Origin of the sequence: Marinicella meishanensis (genome assembly GCF_019931145.1) — a bacterium.
Taxonomy (GTDB): Bacteria; Pseudomonadota; Gammaproteobacteria; order Xanthomonadales; family Marinicellaceae; genus Marinicella; species Marinicella meishanensis.
Genome location: NZ_JAIOUV010000002.1, coordinates 433,387 through 452,014, shown reverse-complemented (window position 1 = coordinate 452,014; position 18,628 = coordinate 433,387). Strand labels below are relative to the sequence as shown.

The following is an 18,628-nucleotide window of genomic DNA, read 5'->3' as shown; positions in this document are numbered from 1 at the left end:
GCTCAGTGGCTTGAATTGAGTTGTTGTTGGTAGTGTTTCCAGTGCATGTGTGGGAACATCAACCGATCCAATGGGGTCACATCAGCGGTTTTGAATGGCTTGGCCCCAGGCCCAAAAATCCGTTGCATGTGCTCCACGGCCGTGGGGTCTTTGGCTTGCCAGGCATCGATGTCCACCAAGGCCACATTGGGGTTCATGGCAATCATTTGATTGACCACTTTGGCAAAATCGGTGTAGTGCACCTGGTGGCTGCCAAACACCTGACTGTGTAAGCGCAAATCGGCAATGTTGCGGCTCAACACCAACACATGTGCTTGCGGGAAGACGCGTTTGATGATGGCGGCATTCAGGGGTGAAAAAGGCAAGAAATCGACCACCATTTCGGGGTCATCTTTCAATGCCAGGTTCAGTTGTTTGGTGTATTTTTTGCGCCACAGATGCAGTTGTCCTTCGTTCAATTCTTGCAACATCGGAATCGTCCACGCTTGGGCAAACACATCGGTCCTGCTTTGGCTGGTGAAGCGGTCTATCAGCGGGGTGATGTCATTGTCCATCAGCCAATTCATGAAATCATGGTGGCCGGTGGCGGGGTCGGTGAAGACGAAGCGAAATACTGAATTGGCCTCGGTCGTGGGCCAGTTCTGCACGGCTTTTTCTTCTTCAGGACTGAGCATTTGAATGGTTGGGGCCGGGTTGTGCTCCAGCTCAGCAAAGTGATCCCAAGCGGCCTCATAAGCGCCTTGCTCATCCAAGAGCATGCCGGCGTACAGGTGCATCAATTGATTGAATGAAGGGGTTTGTTGTGCGGCATCGACTGAGTCAATCAAAGCCAATGCCTGGTCCATTTGGCCCAACTGTGACAGCGCATTCAGTTTCAGTTTGAGTGCCGAGTTGTGATCGGCCCGCTGGGCCAGGATGGTGTCCAACTGTTGGATGCAAGCCGGGTGGTCACCGGCTGCATAGTGGCATTCGGCTTGCAGCAATTGGGCTTGGGTGTGGTGTTGGTCGTCTGCGGCCACTTTTTGATAGGTCTTGATGGCGCTGGGGTAATTGCCATTGACTTGGTGAATTTGACCCAGCATCAACCAGGCTTTGCTGTTGTTGCCCCGTTTGAGCACCTCATCGAGGATCGCTTGGGCTGAATTGGGTTGGCGGTTACCGACCAGAGCCTGGGCCAAGGTCAGCAGCCAGTTCGGGTAGGCCAAGCCGGATTGACACACCGGTGTCAGGTAGCGGATCGCTTCTTGAAAGTTTTGGGTCTGGGTGTACCACATGCCCATGGCGGCCATCAATTCCGGGATTCTGACTTGTTGGTTGATCAATTCGGCCAACAGCTCGCCGGCTTGTTCGGGATCGCTGCGCAACAGGCTGATGCTGAGACAGGCTTTGGCCACGTGGTTGTTGGGGTCGTCTTCCAGCAGTTTCTTGAAATACAATTCGGCAAAGCCGTCAGCCCCTTGTTCCAAGCGCAACATGCCCATGTGCAGTTTCACATTGGGTTCTGCGGGGTACTGCAATTCGGCTTGTTGTAACAGGCTTTCGGCGCCATCCAAGTCGCCTTCAATCATCAGCAAACGGGCCATTTTGGTGATGGCTGGGATGCCATCGGTATGCACTTTCAAGGCCAATTCATATTGGCTTTTGGCTTTTTTCGGCTCATTTTTGATGGCGTGGATGTCACCCACTGCCAGGTAGGAGAAAAACAGATTGGGGTTTTCCTTGATCGACCGTTTGAAGGCCTTCAGGGCATCATCCAAGCGGCCATTGGCCATCAACATTTGGCCTTTGAACTGTTGGTAACGGTCTGAATTTGGCACCAGCTTGACCGCTTCACTGACGTGGTTCAAGGCCTGTTCCAGGTCTTGCGTGCGGCTCAAGGCGTGCGCCAAACCAAAGTGGGCTTCGTCGTTGTTCGGTTCTTGTTTCAGTAAATCCTGATAGCCGTTGATGGCGTCTTGGTATTGGCCATCCTGATGTAATTTTTTGATCTCTTCTATTTGGCTCATGATTGTGTCTCTTCAATGATGTGGTCTTCAATCCACGACCGCATACCCAGGCCCAGAATGAAACCACAATGCCCGCCGTGGGCTGTGGTCAACAGCTTGATCTGTGGCAGGCGGTCAATTGTACTAAAATCCTCGAAAGGAATCACGGGATCATCCCAGGCGGTGATGACGTGGGTGGGATGGGTGATGGCATCGATCACCTCAGGGGTGATGGAATAGCCATTGAAATAATCGTCGGTGCTGGTGTATTCGGTGTGCGCGACGATCAGCATTTGGGTCAGTCGTTCCAGGTTGTTTTCGGCCTGCCAGTGATCGTTGTCAAAGATGTGCGGGAACAAATCGTGCTTGATGTGCAAGGACCGCTTCCATTTGCGCAGAAAATATTTGTTGTACAACTTGGAGGCATGGATGGCTTGCATGCTGTGTTTGGGGATGATCGGAGGCGAGACCGCATACACATGCCGAAAATCCAGCCCCGCGTCTTGCGCCCGAGCGGCCACCCGCAAGGCGAAATTACCACCCAAGGAAAACCCACACAAAATGAATTGTTTGCCTTTGAATTGGGTTTGGATGTCTTGCATCGCATGCACCACTTCCTCGATGCGACAAGAATGGAACAGGTCCTCATTCATGTGGTGCGAATCACCGTGGTCACGCAGGTTGAGGCGGTAGATGTCCATCCCCTGCCGATACAAAGAATCGGCCAACAACTGGATGTAGGTGGATTGCGAACTGCCTTCCCAGCCGTGCAACAAGATGGCCATGGTGTCGGCCGATTGTGGCTGTGGGGTGTGGAAGCCCAACAGCTTGGCATGGGGGTTGTGCAGCACCTGTTCGATTTGTTGTTCCACCACTGGATTGCTTTTACGCAACCGCCACAAACGGATTTTGGAACTGGCCAGGATGGATTGGAGGTGTTTGTTCTTAGGCCTGATTGGGGGCTGACATATAACCATTTTTCAACAACTCCTGTTCGATGTACGTCCTGGATTGTAAGGTCACCGCGCGGGCGCCGGCCTCAAAGTCAGTGACCAATTCGCCACAATGAATTTCGACCACTGAGTTGGGCAAACTCAAGATTCGCCAGACATGGGTCAAAAAGAACTCATCATTCAAAAACGCCACTTGATCATTGCGGCTGCCGTCCTGATTGAGGAACTTGATGGCCACCGGCAAGATCGGGGTTTCGGTCTGTACTGCGGCGTGGATCAACTGGCGGTGGAAGGTGCGCAGGTAACTGCCGTCGGTCACCGTGCCCTCTGGAAAGATGGCCACCGAGCGACCCGCATTCAGCCGCTGTTTGATTTGGTTCAACACCCCACGGCGGGACTCGGCATTGCCTCGCTTGAGGAACAAGGTGTCGCCCACCATGGTGACCCAGCCAATGATGGGCCAGTATTTGATTTCGCTTTTGGCCACAAAACCCGCCAACATCAAAGAATGGATGATGGGAATGTCCAGCCAGGACACGTGATTGGCCACCAACAACACCGGTGAGGCGGGTTTTTGGCCATGCACATACACTTTCAAACCACAGATGAAACACATCAAGCGTGACCAGTAAACCAGAATGAATTCATTGGTGTCGTGGTTGCGGAACAGCTTGGCCAACAAGATGCCAAAAATCACAAACGGCAAGACAAACACCAGGGCCAAGACAAAGGCCAGGATGCGCACAGTGAATCGCAGGATGTGGATGACGGTGTTCAAATCAGGTTACGGGAATTCAATAAGCCGGACATTATAAGAGAAATCATGAATTTTTGCATGCACAAGCCGCCTTTGGGCGTTGAATTTGGGCCCTGATTGTCCATGCACAGCCGGTGTCATTCCTTTATACTACAGCGCATGAAAATGCATATCTTAGGCATCTGTGGCACCTTCATGGGCGGCATCGCGGCCATTGCCCGGCAGTTGGGCCATGCGGTGGGTGGTTCGGATCAAAACGTGTACCCACCGATGAGCGAGCAATTGGCCCAATTGGGCATCGACATCCACCCAGGTTATGATGCGGCACCCTTGCAGGATCCTGAGTTGGATGAGGTGATTGTGGGCAATGTCATGACCCGCGGCATGCCGGCCGTCGAACACCTGTTGGCGCACGACACGAGGTATGTCTCCGGGCCACAATGGTTGGGCGAGCAGGTGTTGCGCAACAAGCGGGTGTTTGCGGTGGCCGGTACCCACGGCAAGACCACCACCGCTTCGATGCTGGCTTGGATTCTGGCTGATCAGGGCGTTGATCCGGGTTTCCTGATCGGCGGCGTGTGTCACCATTTCAAACAATCGGCGCGGGTCACCCCCAGTGAAGCCTTTGTGATCGAAGCGGATGAATACGATTCGGCCTTTTTCGACAAACGCTCCAAGTTCGTGCACTACCACAGCGATGTGGTGATCTTGAACAACCTGGAATACGACCACGCCGACATTTTCAAAGACCTCGAGGCGATCCAAACCCAATTCCATCACCTGGTGCGCACCATCCCCGCCACTGGCCAAATTGTGGTCAATGGCGATGATGACAACCTGGCACAAGTCTTGGCCATGGGATGTTGGACCCCGGTGGTCAGTTTTGGCCTGGATCAGCGTTCCGATTATTGGATTCAGTCCGATCCTCAAGAGCCGCGGACTTTCAGGGTGCATCACGCCAGTGGTGAACTGGCCCAAATCCAATGGTCCATCACCGGCCGCCACAACCAACTCAATGGCCTGGCCGCCATGCTCGCGGCCCGACAAGCCGGGGTGTCGTTGACCGATTCGGCCCAGTCCCTGTCACGCTTTCAAAACGTCAAACGCCGCATGGAGCTGATTGGCGAAGCCCAGGGCATTCACCTTTACGATGATTTTGCCCACCACCCCACGGCCATCGAAACCACCCTTGAGGGCCTCAAAGCGGTCAGCTCAGGGCGCACCATCGCCGTGCTCGAACCCCGCAGCAATTCGATGCGCGCAGGCGTCCACGCCCAAGCCTTGCCTGAGGCCTTGTCTGGATGTGACCAGGCCTATGTGATGATCTATCCGGAAATGGATTGGGATGCCGCCATCAAGGCCGAATTGTCGGCCCAGTGCACCGTGTTGTCTTCGGTCGATGACTTGCTGCAGCGCCTGCCCCAAGAGCTGCAAGCCGGCGACCAGGTGGTGTTCATGAGCAACGGCAGCTTTGCCGACGCACCGCGAAGGTTGTTGGCATTGTTGAATTCATGATGCAGCTGACATGTTTCGCCACAGATCATGCATTGGAAATTGACCAATTGGATATGGATCATGTGGTCAATCACCCTGTTGTGCATTCAATTGCAATCAATGCCCCGAGTGAATGGGCATTGTTACAGCAGGTTTTTTCACTGCAAGTGATTGCGACCTCGCAGCGAAATGTCGAATTCGAAACAGTCATGAAGTTGCAAAAAGCGGCCAGTTCCAAGCAACCAAGCTTTGATCAACTTTATCAACAATGGCTTGAGTTGAGTCAGCGGGAAAACACCATGGATGAGTATGGGCAGTTGTTGTTTTTGGGAGAAAGTTCGTTCTCACAAGCGAAACACATTTACGTGATTGAAGCGTGATGTGTGGAACTTCCAAGTCATTCAACCTTCGCCGGTATGACAGGTCGTTTGGTTTTGTTTGAGTTTATCGTCTGGAAAAATTGAAGGCCGTCCACGTTTGCTGATTGTGTGGTTATGAGGATGACTTTAATCAACCATAATCCCATCAGTGGTGGAATAACTATGACTGAACCGCCATCAAGATGTCGACTGAAGTCGACACTCCTTAAGTAAAAACCCACCCCTGGAGCGTCGACTTCAGTCGACGTTTTTTGTTGGCTTGTCAGACTGGCATGACGACTCAGATTGAGCGCAACTGGGAAAGGGTTTGCAACATCATCGACTAAGACCCTGTCAGCAGATTGAGATCAAGCAATGTGATTTTGAACCTGGCTGTCATTTTCTGCTAACATAATTGGGATTTTTCACAAGGGTTGAGGGGCCCGGGGTGTGTTGATGATTGCATTGAATCCATTTCGTTTGCTGGGCTTGGGCGTGCCGTCCAAGTCAAAATGCCTGTGGGCCAATCGTTGAGTTAAGAGCCCGCATGAGCCGACCTGGATACTGTCAAGTTGCTGAGCTGCCACCGCCTTATCTGGATCAATTCACCGCTGGGGGCAACAGCCAGTTCTCCGGTCAATTCTTGCCTGCCCAAGCCCCCAACAACGCCCGTTTGCTGGCTGTGTTGTTTGGCTTGATGTATTTCTTACCGGTGGTTTATCTGTTGTGGTCGGGCCTTTTGGCCTGGTACAGCCGGGCCCCGTGGTTGAGCCGCGTGGTCGATGATTTGTCGGGCAGTTGGGGCAAGCAGTTGGTGGCTTTGCTGTTGGGGGCGGTGATGGTGGCGGGCTTGGCGTGGATGTTGCGCATGGCTTGGTTGGCCTGGTGTCGCTTTCACACCTGGCAGGCCATCCAACACAGCACCGCAGGGCAGCAAGGGGCCCACGGTTTGTTGCTGAATGCCGATCATTTGGTGTTTCGGCACGGTGATTATTTTGATGACCACACCGTTGGCTGGCTGCCCAAAGTCGCCATCCACAAAGTCGAGATCACCACCGTGCGCCAGTGGTTTCCCAAACGCAGTTTCCACATTCCGGTGGTGCGCATTTTGTACCACGATGGCGAGCAAATCAAAGCCATGATCCTCAAAGAGCGTTTTGGCCTGTCGGCCCAAGCCATGGGTGCCATGATTGAACGGTGGTTGGCCACTGACCAAAACCAACAACCAAACGTCGACTGAAGTCGACGCTCCTGGGTGCGGTCTGGTTTGTTGTCGCGTCGACTGCAGTCGACAGAACCAGACCCATGCCTGATTTTGGTCATTGGCAAGTGCCGCATGGCTCAATGACCTTTGCCCTTGCGGTATTCGTATTCTTGCAGTTTGTCGTTCCAGAACAAATCGTAGATGTCCCATTTTTGGCCGGGTGAGCGTTCTTCTTCGAGTTTTTGCGCGATGATCACCCGCTCGCCGTCGGTGCGGATGGTGATCATGCCATATTTGGCGACGTTGGAGTCGCGCAGTTGTTCCATGTCTTGTTGGATTTCATCTTTTTTGGCCTGGGTGGTGGCGGCATCCTTTTTGGCTTCCATGTCTTTGAGTTTCTGATAGAACTTGATTGGGTAGGAGAATTCCACCGAGCTGCGGGCCAATTCGGTGGAGAAGATCAATGGGCGGTGACCGCGGCTGGCTTTGCCGAAGGCCCCCAAGGCATCGGGGCGGGGGTGTGAATGGGATTCTTCATCACCGCTGGAAATCACCGTGGCAATGGGGTTGATGGCTTGCAAGAATGAGTCCAACACATCGCTGGCGCCGTGGTGACAGGCTTTGGCGATGTCGGCTTGGAACACGCCGCGGGTTTTGCTGATGATCAGGTCCAGCAGTTTGCGGTGTTCATCCAGCCGCTGTTCCATGGCTTTGCGTTCATCGATGGTCAGGTTTTGGCTGATCAGGTCTTCGCGGATGTCGCGGATTTCATCTTCCAAATCACTCATTTTGGTCTGGATGCCTGAATAGTACTGAGCGATGTAGTCCTGTGATTTGGCGTTCAAGTCGCCACCGAGCAGCACCTTGAGTTTGCCGTAGCGCAGTTTGAAGATCACCGAGTGGCCGTTCTTGGTTTCCCCCTCATTGCCGAGTTTGATCAGACAGTCTTTGGTTTGGCCATTGAATTCGATGTCTTCGGTGATGGGTCCCAGCACCTCCATCTGTAAATCGTTGTTTTGGTTGTAAGCGGCGAAAAATTTTTGCGACTGATCGACAAATTTGAATTGCACCTGGGGGTTGTTGTCGCGTGCCGCCCGCAAGGTCGACAGGTAAAATTTTTGTGAGTTGGGGTGGGCGTCCAACACCTCGATCATGTCCTGGTGGGTGCGCACCGTGTCCCACAGGTGGTAGACCTTTTGCCGCGGGGTGGGTGGCACCTTGCGACCCAAATCATAGAGGAAGCTGCTCTGGCTGGCGCCCCCCAACGGGCGCTCAACGATGCCGTTGTGGCTGATGGTCTTGAAGTTCAACTTGGGGTGTTTGAACAGGTTGATGAAGCCATAGTAGTGATCCAAGTCGGGGTGGGTCATCACCGCATGCTCAATGTCAAAAGGCGGTTTGCCGTCGTCACGACAGCGCAGGTTGTAACGCCAGGTGATGAAGCGATACATGTTGTCGCCCCCTTGGCCGGTGAAGCCTTCACCCTCGCCGGCATCAATCAAAATCACCTCGTCATCCGGGGTCACGATGTGGCAGCCATCGCCCTGGCCAATGTCAATGAAGTTGATTTCCAAGAGGCGCTGTTCGCTGAACCAGTCGGTTTTCAACCAGCCCTCATCGCCGCGGCATTTGACCTTGGCCCAGTCACCATCGGTGGTCCCCAAATAGCGCAGGTAATCACCCAGCAACAGGTGGTTGGCGGCGTTTTTGCTGGTTTTTTCCAGCGGCTGCATGCGCAGCACCACGTCGCGTTGGTTGATGAAATAGGCTTTGTTGGTGTCCAAACTCATGATGATCCCCAATGGTGCGGTTGATATGAAGATAGCACCCTGGTGGCAGACTGGCAATCCTTTTGCCATGAAATTTGTGTGTCAATGAACAAGCCACGAAGATGACCACAAAAAAGCCCGGTCAGGGCCGGGCTTTTGCGGACTTGCGGGGCGCCGATCAGAAGTTGGGCTTGTCTTCGGTTTGTTCGAAGCGTTTCACCGAATCAATGATTTCTTGTTTGGCTTCTTCAACCCCGCCCCAGCCTTCGATTTTGACCCACTTGCCTTGTTCCAGGTCTTTGTAGTGCTCGAAGAAATGGGCGATCTTGTCCAAGGTTTCGGCATTCACATCACGCACGTCGGCAACGTGGCGATACAAGCCGCTGACTTTGGACACGGGCACGGCGATGATTTTGGCGTCTTCACCGCTTTCGTCGGTCATTTTCAAAACGCCCACTGGACGGCATTTGATCACCGAGCCAGGCAGCAGGGGTACCGGCATGATCACACACACATCAACCGGGTCACCATCACCACATAAGGTGTGGGGCACAAAACCGTAATTGCATGGGTAGCGGAACGCGGTGTTCAGCACACGATCGACCAGGATCATGCCTGAATCTTTGTCCACTTCGTATTTGATGGCTTCGCCGTTGCGTGGAATTTCGATCAATACATTGATGTCATGGGGGACGTCATTACCGACTGGGATGTGCTTGAGAGACATGGGATATCCTGTGCTTGTGTTCAAAAGCCGCGTATTATAACGATCTGAGCGCCAAAGTACACGGTTTTGCAGCGGAAATTGAGGGTCCAGGGCTGAATTGGGTCCAAGCTCGGTGTGGGCTGGGCCAATGGCTCGATTTCTGCCCCAAATCTCGGCCCAAATGGTAAAATACAGCTTGGTCCTGCTGGCTGGTCCGCTGCCAACTGATTGGGCCACCAGAATGTCCGATTTGACTTGAATCTGGTCAGTCAGACACCATATTAAAGACACCCTTTTAAAGACCACCATGACCCACCTGGAGCGTTCACATGTTTGAACTGTTTGATGCGGTACTGGCCGCGCGCTTGCAATTTGCCTTCACCATTGCTTTTCACATCATTTTTCCGGCCATTTCGATTGGCTTGGCCTGGTATTTGATGGTGTTGCAGGGTTTGTGGCTGAAGACCGGGCGGGACATTTACCGCCGGGTGTGGCGCTATTGGATCAAGGTGTTTGCCGTGGTGTTTGGGATGGGGGTGGTTTCCGGCATCGTCATGAGTTATCAAATCGGCACCAACTGGAGTGAATTTTCTGACAAGACTGGCCCCATTCTGGGACCACTGATGGGTTATGAGGTGCTCACGGCATTCTTCCTGGAAGCCGGTTTCTTGGGTGTGATGCTGTTTGGCGCCGATCGGGTGGGTCGCAAGTTGCATTTCTTCGCCACCATCATGGTGGCGGTGGGTACCATGATTTCGGGTTTTTGGATCCTGTCGGTCAATTCCTGGATGCAAACCCCGGCCGGTTATGCCATCAATGAGGTGGGGCAGTTCATTGCGGTGGACTGGTGGCAGGTGGTGTTCAACCCTTCATTCCCCTACCGTTTCGCGCACATGATGTTGGCGGCCTTTTTGACCACGGCCTTTTTGGTTGGTGGGGTGGCGGCCTGGCATTTACTCAAAGACCGCAGCAACTCGGCGGCCAAACTGATGTTCTCCATGGCCATGTGGATGGCCCTGATCGTGTCACCGATCCAAATCGTGGCCGGTGATTTGCATGGCTTGAACACCCTGGAACACCAGCCCATGAAAATTGCCGCCATGGAAGGGCATTTCGAGGGGCAACAGGGGGCGCCATTGATCTTGTTTGGCTGGCCAGATGTGGAACGAGAAACGGTGCATGCCAAAGTGGCCGTTCCCAAGTTGGCCAGCTTGATCCTGACCCATGACCCCGAAGGCTATGTGCCGGGTCTGAATGACTTTCCCAAGGCCGATTGGCCCAATGTGCCCTTGGTGTTTTGGTCGTTCCGCATCATGGTGGCGATCGGGTTGGCCATGGCCCTGGTGGGCTTGTGGTCGGCTTGGGCCCGCATCCGTGGCCGCTTGTTCACGGCGTCTTGGCTGCACCGGGTGGCCATATTGATGGCGCCCAGTGGCACCCTGGCCATCTTGGCGGGCTGGATCACCACCGAAGTGGGCCGCCAGCCGTATACGGTGTATGGCTTGTTGCGGACCATTGATTCGGCCTCACCGCTGGATGCCCCCGCGGTGAACGCCTCGCTGCTGGCCTTCGTGGTGGTTTATTTCGTGGTCTTTGGCGCCGGCATCTTTTATCTGTTCAAACTGTTCCAACGCACACCCAGCCTGAATGAACGCGACATCAAACTGGGACAGCCGCGCAAAGCGGCTGGCATCACCCCGATACAGGGTTTGCATCAGGAGGGTCATTGAGATGGATTATGTGTTGATTTGGGCCGGGTTGATGGCCTTTGCGGTGTTTGCCTATGTGGTGCTTGATGGTTTTGATTTGGGCATCGGTTTGTTGTTTCCATTCCTGCGCTCAGAGTCTGATAAAGCCACGGCCATGAATTCGATTGCGCCCTTTTGGGATGGCAATGAAACCTGGTTGGTACTCGGTGGTGGCGGTTTATATGCCACGTTTCCGTTGGCCTTTGCCATCATCATGCCGGCCTTGTATGCCCCTTTGATTTTGATGCTGCTGGCGCTGATTTTCCGTGGTGTCGCTTTCGAATTCAGGTGGCGAACTGCTACCGCGGCCGGCAGGCGGCGTTGGGATTTGGGGTTCATTGTTGGCTCCGTGGTGGCGGCATTCACCCAAGGCATTGCCCTGGGCGCGCTGGTGCAAGGGGTGCATGTGGTTGATCGGGCTTATGCTGGCGGTTGGTGGGACTGGTTGACCCCCTTCAGTGTGCTGACCGGGGTGGCGGTGGTCGTTGGCTATGCGCTGCTGGGTGCCTGTTGGTTGATTTACAAGACCGAAGATGATTTGCAGCGGTTTTGTCGCCGCCTGGCTTTTGGTTTGGCTTGGGCTTTGGGGGCCATGATCCTGGCCGTCAGCGTGTGGATGTTGTTCATTCAGGACCCTTACATGAAACGCTGGTTCACTTACCCCAATTTCTGGTATTTGTCACCGGTGCCGGTGTTGGCGGTGGTGGTTGGCTTGGCCTTGTTGAAAGCCATCCGCAACGGTGGTGAATTGTCGCCGTTTTTGTTGACCATCGCTTGGTTTGGCTTGAGCTATTTTGGTTTGTGCATCAGTTTCTACCCGCAGATTGTGCCCCCGGACATTAACTTGTGGCAGGCCGCTTCACCGGTTGGCAGTTTGCAATTCCTGTTGGTTGGTGCGGCCATCTTGATTCCGATCATTCTGGCGTACACCGCTTATTCTTATTGGGTGTTTCGCGGCAAAGTGAACCCCGATGAGAATTATCATTGAGGTGGATGAGATGAAGTTGAGCAAGAAACAACGACAAGCGTTGTGGTTTGTGACTTTGTGGGCCGCTGGCGTGCTGGTGTTGTTGTCGATCAGTGGCTTGATTCGATGGGTTTTGTGACCCAGAATGGGTCAATTGTTAAAATTTCGTTATTTTTCAGAAGATTGAAACATCTGGTTACAATTTTTCCAAATTAGCCGGGTTTTCGACTTTTCATCGATTTTTCGCATTCCTATAATGAAAATCCTCATTTAAATTGGATTTAAGAAACATGAAAAAAATACTCTTGTTGGCCATGGGTCTGGGTGCTGCCAATGTCGCAGCAGCCGATGATTTCAAAGGCTGTTATTTGGGTGTGTCAGCCAGTATGGCAGACAGTGACTACCAATGGAGAACGGTGTTCATTGATGGGGCTGCCAGAGATGAAGTGGCCGGTTCCGAAAGTGCTGATGACACCGCGTTTGGGGTCCAAATCGGCTGTGACTTTTATGAGACGGATGAATGGGTATTGGGGGCCAAATTGACTGCCAACGACAACGATTTGTCGGCCAGTCATGTGTACATCAATGGCACCGGCCCGGACAATGTGGTATCTTACCAAACCGATGAAATTTATGCTTTGGTTGGCCGCGTCGGCTACAAAGCCTGGGACAATGGCCTGATCTATGGCAACGTCGGTTATGTGCAATCTGACAACTTCTATCGAGACAACGATCCGTCACCGCCGGTGATCGATTTTCAACGCCGCAGCGACCGCAATGGCTTGTTGGTGGGCTTGGGTGTTGAACTCCTGCTGTCCGAACACTTCAGCATTTTCGCTGAATACAACCACACCGATTATGATGAAAAAGAGGTGTTGTTGGATGACACCGTCAATTTCGGCACCTTTGATTACCGGGCAGAAATCGATCAAGATTTGGGCCAATTCAATCTGGGTGTGAACTGGCGCTTTTAAGCCACACCCGAAACCCACGGGGCCTGGACCCACCAGGCCCTGGTCTAAAGCTTCAACGGTTGCGGTCAAAACCGCGAAAACTGATGGCTTCGGCCAAGTGGTTTTGTCGCACCTGCTCACAGCCATCCAAATCAGCGATGGTGCGGGCCACCTTGATGATGCGGTGGTAAGCCCGCGCCGACAGGTGCAGCCGGTCCACCACCTGCGACAGGAAGTCCAACAAGTCATCGGACAAGGGGATGTGTCGTTCGATCTCTTCACCGGTTAATTGGGCATTGCTCTTGCCGGCATTGCGTTGCATTTGTCGCAAACGACAGCGAACCACTTGTTGTTTGATTTGTGCACTGTTGACCCCGTCGTGGTTTTTGGCGCGCAACACCTGGTGCGGAATCCGCGGCACTTCCACCTGCAAATCGATGCGGTCCAGCAGTGGGCCTGAAATGCGGTTGCGGTAATTTTGTATTTGCGCCACGGAGCATTGGCAATTGCGGTCTGGATCGCCAAAATAACCACAGGGGCAGGGGTTGAGGCTGGCCAGCAATTGAAAACGGGCTGGAAACTCGGCCGTGCGGGCGGCCCGGGCAATCACAATGCGGCCCGATTCCATCGGTTCCCGCAACACTTCCAGCACGTGGCGGGAAAATTCCGGCAGTTCATCCAAAAACAACACCCCATTTTGGGCCAGGGAAATTTCGCCGGGGGTGGGGTTGGTGCCGCCACCGACCAGTGCCGGGGCCGAAGCGGTGTGGTGTGGCGCCCGAAAGGGTGGTTGGCTCCAACAGGCTGGATCGAAACCCATGGCACTGATCGAGGCCACCGAGGCGGTTTCCAAGGCTTCTTGTTCGGTCAAATCTGGCAGGATGCCTGGCAAGCGTGAGGCCAACATGGTCTTGCCGGTACCCGGTGGTCCATAAAACAACAGATTATGCTGGCCGGCAGCGGCAATGGTCAGGGCGCGTTTGGCTTGAACTTGTCCCTTGACGTCCCGCAAGTCCGGGCAGGGTTTGGTTTTCACCTGCTGGCACACCGTTGCCCGGGGCAACTCGTCCATGGCATCCAACCAAGCACACACTTCCAGCAGGTTACTGGCCAACAAACAATCACAGGATTGCACCAAGGCGGCTTCGGTGCCGTTGTCCACCGGACAAATCAAATGGCGACCGGTGGCAGCCACCGCACTGACCACCGGCAACACCCCACGCACAGGCCTGAGTGCACCACCCAGGGCCAGTTCGCCGATCAATTCGACATCACGAAGCAAATCCAGTCGCACTTGGCCGGAGGCGGCCAACACCCCCACCGCGATGGGCAGATCATAGCGACCGCCTTGTTTGGGGATGTCCGCCGGTGACAGGTTGATGGTGATGCGGCGCTGGGGAAAGTCATAGCCAGAATTGATGATCGCCGCCCGCACCCGATCCTTGGCTTCTTTCACCGCGGTTTCTGGCAAACCCACCATGTGTAGTTTGGGCAAGCCCCGAGACAGGTGCACCTCCACCCTGACTGGTGGGGCTTGCACCCCAAATTCTGCCCGTGATCGCACCACCGCCAATTGGGTCATGTTGTTTCCTGTCAAATGCTGGTCAGTTTACGGTTGGCGTTGGCCCAGCGACAGTGGGCAATTTCTGAAGCGAAGGTCAGACAATGTCGACAGGCTGTCAGGGCGTGCACTCTGGCAGTTGCTTGAAATCCCATTGGTCGGCATACAGGCCATAAAACTGGTTGCGCTCATGGCAGACCAGGTGGGTTTCATCTTTACCGGGTTCAAAACCGATGTGGTAAGCAAAAACTTGGATGCCGGCGTCATTCAGTTGGCGCAACAGCCGGGGTTCGTTGTGCACCCATGTTCGTGAGGATGCAACGAATTGGATGCCACGCGCTTGCAACTGACCGGTGGGGTCGCCCGGCATGCGGAACAACAGATCGCCATTGAGGATCACCGCCAGCATGTTTTGTTGTTGGGCGGCGCTCACCGCCGACCAAGAAAACAACTCCATCATCAAACGCGATGGGTCGATGAATTGAGGCACAAAAGCCGCTGGTTCGTTGACTTTGTCGGTAACCAAAATGGCGTCTTCGTGTTGGCCAAACCAGGCATTGATGGCGGCCATGTCCATGGGGGTGAAGCGCTGCCAAATGAGGTGGTCCAAAAAGGCCTCGTGGGTCGGTGGCAAGGTGCCGGAAAATCCGGTCTGGCGTTGCCATTGTGGCCAATCATGCACCGCCACAAAGTGGCCGTCACTGGTTTGCCTGATGTCCAGCTCAAAACGGCGAAACCCTTGTGCATAACTGTGGTTCAAGGCTTCCAAGGAATTGGTGTATTTGCGCCCTTCGATGGCGCCACCGGCATGGGCAATGAAGCGCCCTTGATCGGTGGCATACGCATGCAACGGGACCCGCCGTTGTTGTTGCTCTGCCAGCCATTGCGCATGGCGCTCAGTGGCTTGTGCCGTGAATGCCTGCAGTTCTGCCACGCTGAACTGATGGGTGGTGGCATCTGCGGTTACCGCTGTGCCCAAGCGGTCGCTGAGGGTGACCTTTTTGAGGCGCCCCCGGTCCACTTCGATCAGCGCATAGCGGTGACCCAACTGATGGTCAATGTGGTCATTCACATAGGCTTCATTGAGGGTGATCAAACCGGACTCCAAGGCCACCCATTGCTGATTGAAAATCACTTGATAGACCTCGGTGGGCTGCAAACCCCGTTCGGTCATGTTCAATTGGTGGTCGCTGCCTTGCACCGTTAGGTTGCGATTGGCCAAGGCCACCTTGAAGCCAGCGCTGAAATCAAGGCGTTGCAGGGCCGTGTTGTTCAAGGCAGCCACGGCGACTTGGTGGTCACTGAGGAATGTGTCGCTGCTGCCAGGGGGCAGAAAGTCATTGAGGAAACGGGCATTGGTGTCGATTTCGGCGCCCTGCAAAATCAAGCGCGGTAAATCGGTCTGGTGGATGGTGTCTTGGGGTGTTGGCTGGAAGCGGTGAGCCGCTGCTGAGCTGATGGCATACAAGCCCCGTGTGGCCTGTTGTAAGGTGTTGATGATGGGTCCGCCATTGCCCATCATGAGGTGGTCTGGCACGATGAACACCACCGTGTCTTGCAGCACCCCGGTGGCTTCCAGGTGTTGGATGAATTGGCCCAACAAATGATCGCTGGCGGAGACATTGAAGGCCAAAGGGTGGTCTTGTGCCGCCACTTGGCCCACCATTCGTGGGTCCAGGATGCCGTTGGGAAAGTGGGTGTTGATGGTGGACAAAAACAGCGCATATGGCTGGCCCTGTTGGCGCAGCCGGGCCAACTGCAGTTTGGCTTCAGCAAACAAATCAAGGTCATGCAATCCAGGTTCGGCTTTGGGGTAGCGACCCAGGGCGTTGCGTTCGGACACCACCGTCAGGCCGAAAGTCTCGAGCATTTGATCCATGCCGGCAAATTCCGGCTTACCCAATAAATAAGTGGTTTGGTAACCAGCGGCTTGCAACACCCCGGCCAAAGTGGTCAAGCCGAAACCTTGGCTGCCTTGAAACAAATCGTTGTTGTTGAAATGATCTTGGTTGAACAAAGCGGGCAAGCCGGTGAACAAGGTGTACATCGAAGCCGCGGTCCAGTCGCTGCCTTTCAAAGGTGGCATGTGCTGAAAATAAGTCCAGTCTTGGCGCAATTGGCTGAGGTGCGGGGTCAGCTCATGCAATGGCGCTTGCAAAAACCCTTGTTCAATGGATTCCAGCGAGATCACCAGGATGTTTTTGCCTGGGCTGGCAGTCACTTGGTGGGGTTTGGGGTAGGCGTCTGGCGGGATGCCCAGTTGTTGCAAACCGGCGTCAATCGATGCCGCATTGGCGCCGGCAATTTGCAGGCTTTGCCACAGAGGTTGGACCATGCCCGGCGGGTAAGCCACGGCCAACAGGCAGAGCCCCGCGACCAGCCCTTGAGCGCGGCTGGGCCGCCGTTGGCGCAACCACGATGACACCAACATCAGCAGCCCTGCCAATGCCAGCCAAGTCAACAAGAACAAGCCCATTTCGAGTTTGAATTGGAAGGCAAATTGGTTGATGTCGGTCCAATTCAGGTGTTTCAGAGCCCGGTCATCCAACCACTGCCCGGTCAAGTACCAGGCGCCCAATTGGGTGGTGGCCAACAACGCCGCCACCACGGCGGCCGAGCGCCTGAGCCAACGTGGTGCCAGCCAAGAGCCAAGCCAGGCCAACAGCAGCAATAAGGCCAAAAACAGGGCTGATTTGATCATGGGGCAGTGAGGTCCATCACAGAAATGCGGTCCATTGTAACAACTGCCGCCAAGCAACGGCAACACCGGCAACCACCCAGACCCATTACCAGCAGCACCGGCATTTAGGAGATTCACTGGCACTCAGGTCAGCGGTTTGACTTTTTATTCACTGGGCTTTGTGTTAAGTTAATTTTCGGTTAAGAAGCAAATGTGTGTATGAAAAATAAAATCTGTTGGGCCCTGTTGGGCGTGGTGGTGACGTTCATGGCCCATGCGGGCAGTCGCCAATTGGGCACCGGAGCGGTGATGCAAGTGGAAGGGTCGTCGGGCAGCGGCATCGTCACCTGGGCCACCATTGCCGGTTACGGTGAAGATGATGAGACCGATGTCACCGCAGCCTATACCTATTTGGATACCGATGATTACCGGTTCAATATGGTGGGGGCCGCCATTGGTTGGCACAACCGGGTGGAAGTTTCTTTTGCCAAGCAAGAATTGGATTTGGTGACCTTGGGGCCAGCCTTGGGTTTACCGGGTGCCTCTTTGAAACAAGACATCATTGGCGCCAAAGTGCGCTTGGCCGGTAACTTGGTTTACAGCAAGATGCCACAAATTTCTTTTGGTATTCAACACAAGAAAAACCAGTCCTTCTTGATTCCTTCGGTGGCCGGGGCCACTGATGACAGCAGTGTCGACTATTACCTCAGTGCCACCAAATTGTTTTTGGGAAAACCTTGGGGTTACAACGGTTTTGCCACCGTGACCCTGCGTTCGACCGAAGCCAATGAGCTGGGCTTGTTGGGCTTTGGTGGGGATGTCGGTGACCGACACCTCACTGCTGAGGCCTCTTTTGGCTTGTTTTTGAACAAGAGTTGGGCGGTGGGTTTTGACTTCAGACAAAAACGTTCCAACTTGAGTTTTGCCAGCGAAGACCATTGGCGTGACCTGTTTGTGGCCTGGGTGCCCAACCGACACGTGTCGGTGGTGGCGGCTTATGCCGATCTTGGCACCATCGCCACATTACCTGATCAAAAAGGTTTGTATTTGTCCATTAACGGGAGCTTTTAATCATGAAAATCACTGCCTTCATCCTCGGCCTGTTGTTGATGGGCTCATGCCAAACGGTCAAAGCCGAAACCCTGTATGAGCAACTGGGTGGCCAAGCCGCCATTGAATTGATCACCGAAAAGCTGTTGGACCGCATCCTGCACAATCCCAAGATTGAATTCCTCTTCGAAGAAACCGATCGCGAGGATTTGCACCTAAAAATTGTTGATCAAATTTGCCAGGAAACCGGCGGCCCCTGTGTCTATGAGGGCTTGGACATGGTCGAAGCCCACAGCGGCATGGAAATCAAATATTCAGAGTTTGACATCTTTGTGGAAGATTTCATCCTGGCCATGGAAGACGCCGAAATACCCTTCCGTTTACAAAACAAGGTATTGGCCATTTTTGCGCCCATGCGCGAGGACGTCACTTACGAGTGAGT

Annotated in this window: 16 protein-coding genes; 9 read left to right on the top strand and 7 right to left on the bottom strand. The window is 54.1% G+C overall.

Annotated features, from left to right (window positions below; all coding sequences use genetic code 11):
• Nucleotides 1–2: 2 nt before the first annotated feature.
• Genes K7G70_RS04490 through K7G70_RS04480 form a run of 3 tightly spaced genes read right to left on the bottom strand, consistent with a single transcriptional unit; the run spans nucleotide 3 to nucleotide 3,716 of the window.
• Nucleotides 3–2,006 carry a tetratricopeptide repeat protein gene (locus tag K7G70_RS04490; RefSeq protein WP_223787401.1) on the bottom strand — a complete coding sequence of 668 codons (2,004 nt, stop codon included), beginning with the start codon at nucleotides 2,004–2,006 and terminating at the stop codon, nucleotides 3–5.
• Nucleotides 2,003–2,962 carry a YheT family hydrolase gene (locus tag K7G70_RS04485; protein ID WP_223787400.1) on the bottom strand — a complete coding sequence of 320 codons (960 nt, stop codon included), beginning with the start codon at nucleotides 2,960–2,962 and terminating at the stop codon, nucleotides 2,003–2,005. Before K7G70_RS04485 ends, K7G70_RS04490 begins: the two co-directional genes overlap by 4 nt.
• On the bottom strand, nucleotides 2,931–3,716 hold the full coding sequence (locus K7G70_RS04480) for a lysophospholipid acyltransferase family protein (RefSeq protein ID WP_223787399.1): 786 nt from the start codon (nucleotides 3,714–3,716) through the stop codon (nucleotides 2,931–2,933). Before K7G70_RS04480 ends, K7G70_RS04485 begins: the two co-directional genes overlap by 32 nt.
• Before the next feature lie 138 nt (nucleotides 3,717–3,854).
• Here K7G70_RS04480 and mpl point away from each other — a divergent pair, with 138 nt between their 5' ends.
• The 3 genes from mpl (at nucleotide 3,855) to K7G70_RS04465 (ending at nucleotide 6,788) form a co-directional block, all read left to right on the top strand.
• Complete coding sequence (mpl, locus tag K7G70_RS04475) at nucleotides 3,855–5,210, top strand: UDP-N-acetylmuramate:L-alanyl-gamma-D-glutamyl-meso-diaminopimelate ligase (protein WP_223787398.1); 1,356 nt, start codon at nucleotides 3,855–3,857, stop codon at nucleotides 5,208–5,210.
• A gap of 188 nt (nucleotides 5,211–5,398) precedes the next feature.
• Nucleotides 5,399–5,569, top strand: coding sequence for a hypothetical protein (locus tag K7G70_RS04470; RefSeq protein ID WP_223787397.1), 171 nt, complete (start codon nucleotides 5,399–5,401; stop codon nucleotides 5,567–5,569).
• Between the two features lie 526 nt (nucleotides 5,570–6,095).
• The gene (locus K7G70_RS04465; RefSeq protein WP_223787396.1) at nucleotides 6,096–6,788 is read left to right on the top strand and encodes a hypothetical protein; all 693 of its coding nucleotides are present in this window, start codon (nucleotides 6,096–6,098) and stop codon (nucleotides 6,786–6,788) included.
• A gap of 101 nt (nucleotides 6,789–6,889) precedes the next feature.
• Here the strand turns inward: K7G70_RS04465 and K7G70_RS04460 are convergent, their stop codons facing one another.
• Nucleotides 6,890–8,542: a ComEC/Rec2 family competence protein gene (locus tag K7G70_RS04460; RefSeq protein ID WP_223787395.1), complete on the bottom strand. Its 1,653-nt coding sequence runs from the start codon at nucleotides 8,540–8,542 to the stop codon at nucleotides 6,890–6,892.
• A gap of 157 nt (nucleotides 8,543–8,699) precedes the next feature.
• Nucleotides 8,700–9,248 (bottom strand): inorganic diphosphatase, encoded by a 549-nt coding sequence (gene ppa / locus K7G70_RS04455; protein WP_223787394.1) that lies wholly within the window; start codon nucleotides 9,246–9,248, stop codon nucleotides 8,700–8,702.
• Nucleotides 9,249–9,556: 308 nt separating this feature from the next.
• Here ppa and K7G70_RS04450 point away from each other — a divergent pair, with 308 nt between their 5' ends.
• The 4 genes from K7G70_RS04450 (at nucleotide 9,557) to K7G70_RS04440 (ending at nucleotide 12,916) form a co-directional block, all read left to right on the top strand.
• Complete coding sequence (locus tag K7G70_RS04450; protein ID WP_305067286.1) at nucleotides 9,557–10,957, top strand: cytochrome ubiquinol oxidase subunit I; 1,401 nt, start codon at nucleotides 9,557–9,559, stop codon at nucleotides 10,955–10,957.
• 1 nt (nucleotide 10,958) lies between these two features.
• A complete protein-coding gene (cydB, locus tag K7G70_RS04445) occupies nucleotides 10,959–11,963 on the top strand; it encodes a cytochrome d ubiquinol oxidase subunit II (RefSeq protein WP_223787393.1) in 1,005 nt (334 codons plus the stop codon).
• Nucleotides 11,947–12,081 carry a hypothetical protein gene (locus tag K7G70_RS17870; protein WP_255589862.1) on the top strand — a complete coding sequence of 45 codons (135 nt, stop codon included), beginning with the start codon at nucleotides 11,947–11,949 and terminating at the stop codon, nucleotides 12,079–12,081. Before cydB ends, K7G70_RS17870 begins: the two co-directional genes overlap by 17 nt.
• 151 nt (nucleotides 12,082–12,232) lie before the next feature.
• A complete protein-coding gene (locus K7G70_RS04440) occupies nucleotides 12,233–12,916 on the top strand; it encodes an outer membrane protein (protein ID WP_223787392.1) in 684 nt (227 codons plus the stop codon).
• Nucleotides 12,917–12,968: 52 nt separating this feature from the next.
• Here the strand turns inward: K7G70_RS04440 and K7G70_RS04435 are convergent, their stop codons facing one another.
• Nucleotides 12,969–14,477: a YifB family Mg chelatase-like AAA ATPase gene (locus K7G70_RS04435; RefSeq protein WP_223787391.1), complete on the bottom strand. Its 1,509-nt coding sequence runs from the start codon at nucleotides 14,475–14,477 to the stop codon at nucleotides 12,969–12,971.
• Between the two features lie 97 nt (nucleotides 14,478–14,574).
• Nucleotides 14,575–17,157 (bottom strand): sulfatase-like hydrolase/transferase, encoded by a 2,583-nt coding sequence (locus K7G70_RS04430; protein ID WP_223787390.1) that lies wholly within the window; start codon nucleotides 17,155–17,157, stop codon nucleotides 14,575–14,577.
• Nucleotides 17,158–17,355: 198 nt separating this feature from the next.
• Between K7G70_RS04430 and K7G70_RS04425 the strand changes: the two genes are divergently transcribed.
• Both K7G70_RS04425 and K7G70_RS04420 read left to right on the top strand, forming a co-directional pair.
• The gene (locus tag K7G70_RS04425) at nucleotides 17,356–18,207 is read left to right on the top strand and encodes a DUF3034 family protein (RefSeq protein WP_223787389.1); all 852 of its coding nucleotides are present in this window, start codon (nucleotides 17,356–17,358) and stop codon (nucleotides 18,205–18,207) included.
• Between the two features lie 2 nt (nucleotides 18,208–18,209).
• Nucleotides 18,210–18,626 carry a group I truncated hemoglobin gene (locus tag K7G70_RS04420; protein WP_223787388.1) on the top strand — a complete coding sequence of 139 codons (417 nt, stop codon included), beginning with the start codon at nucleotides 18,210–18,212 and terminating at the stop codon, nucleotides 18,624–18,626.
• The last annotated feature ends 2 nt before the right edge of the window (nucleotides 18,627–18,628 follow it).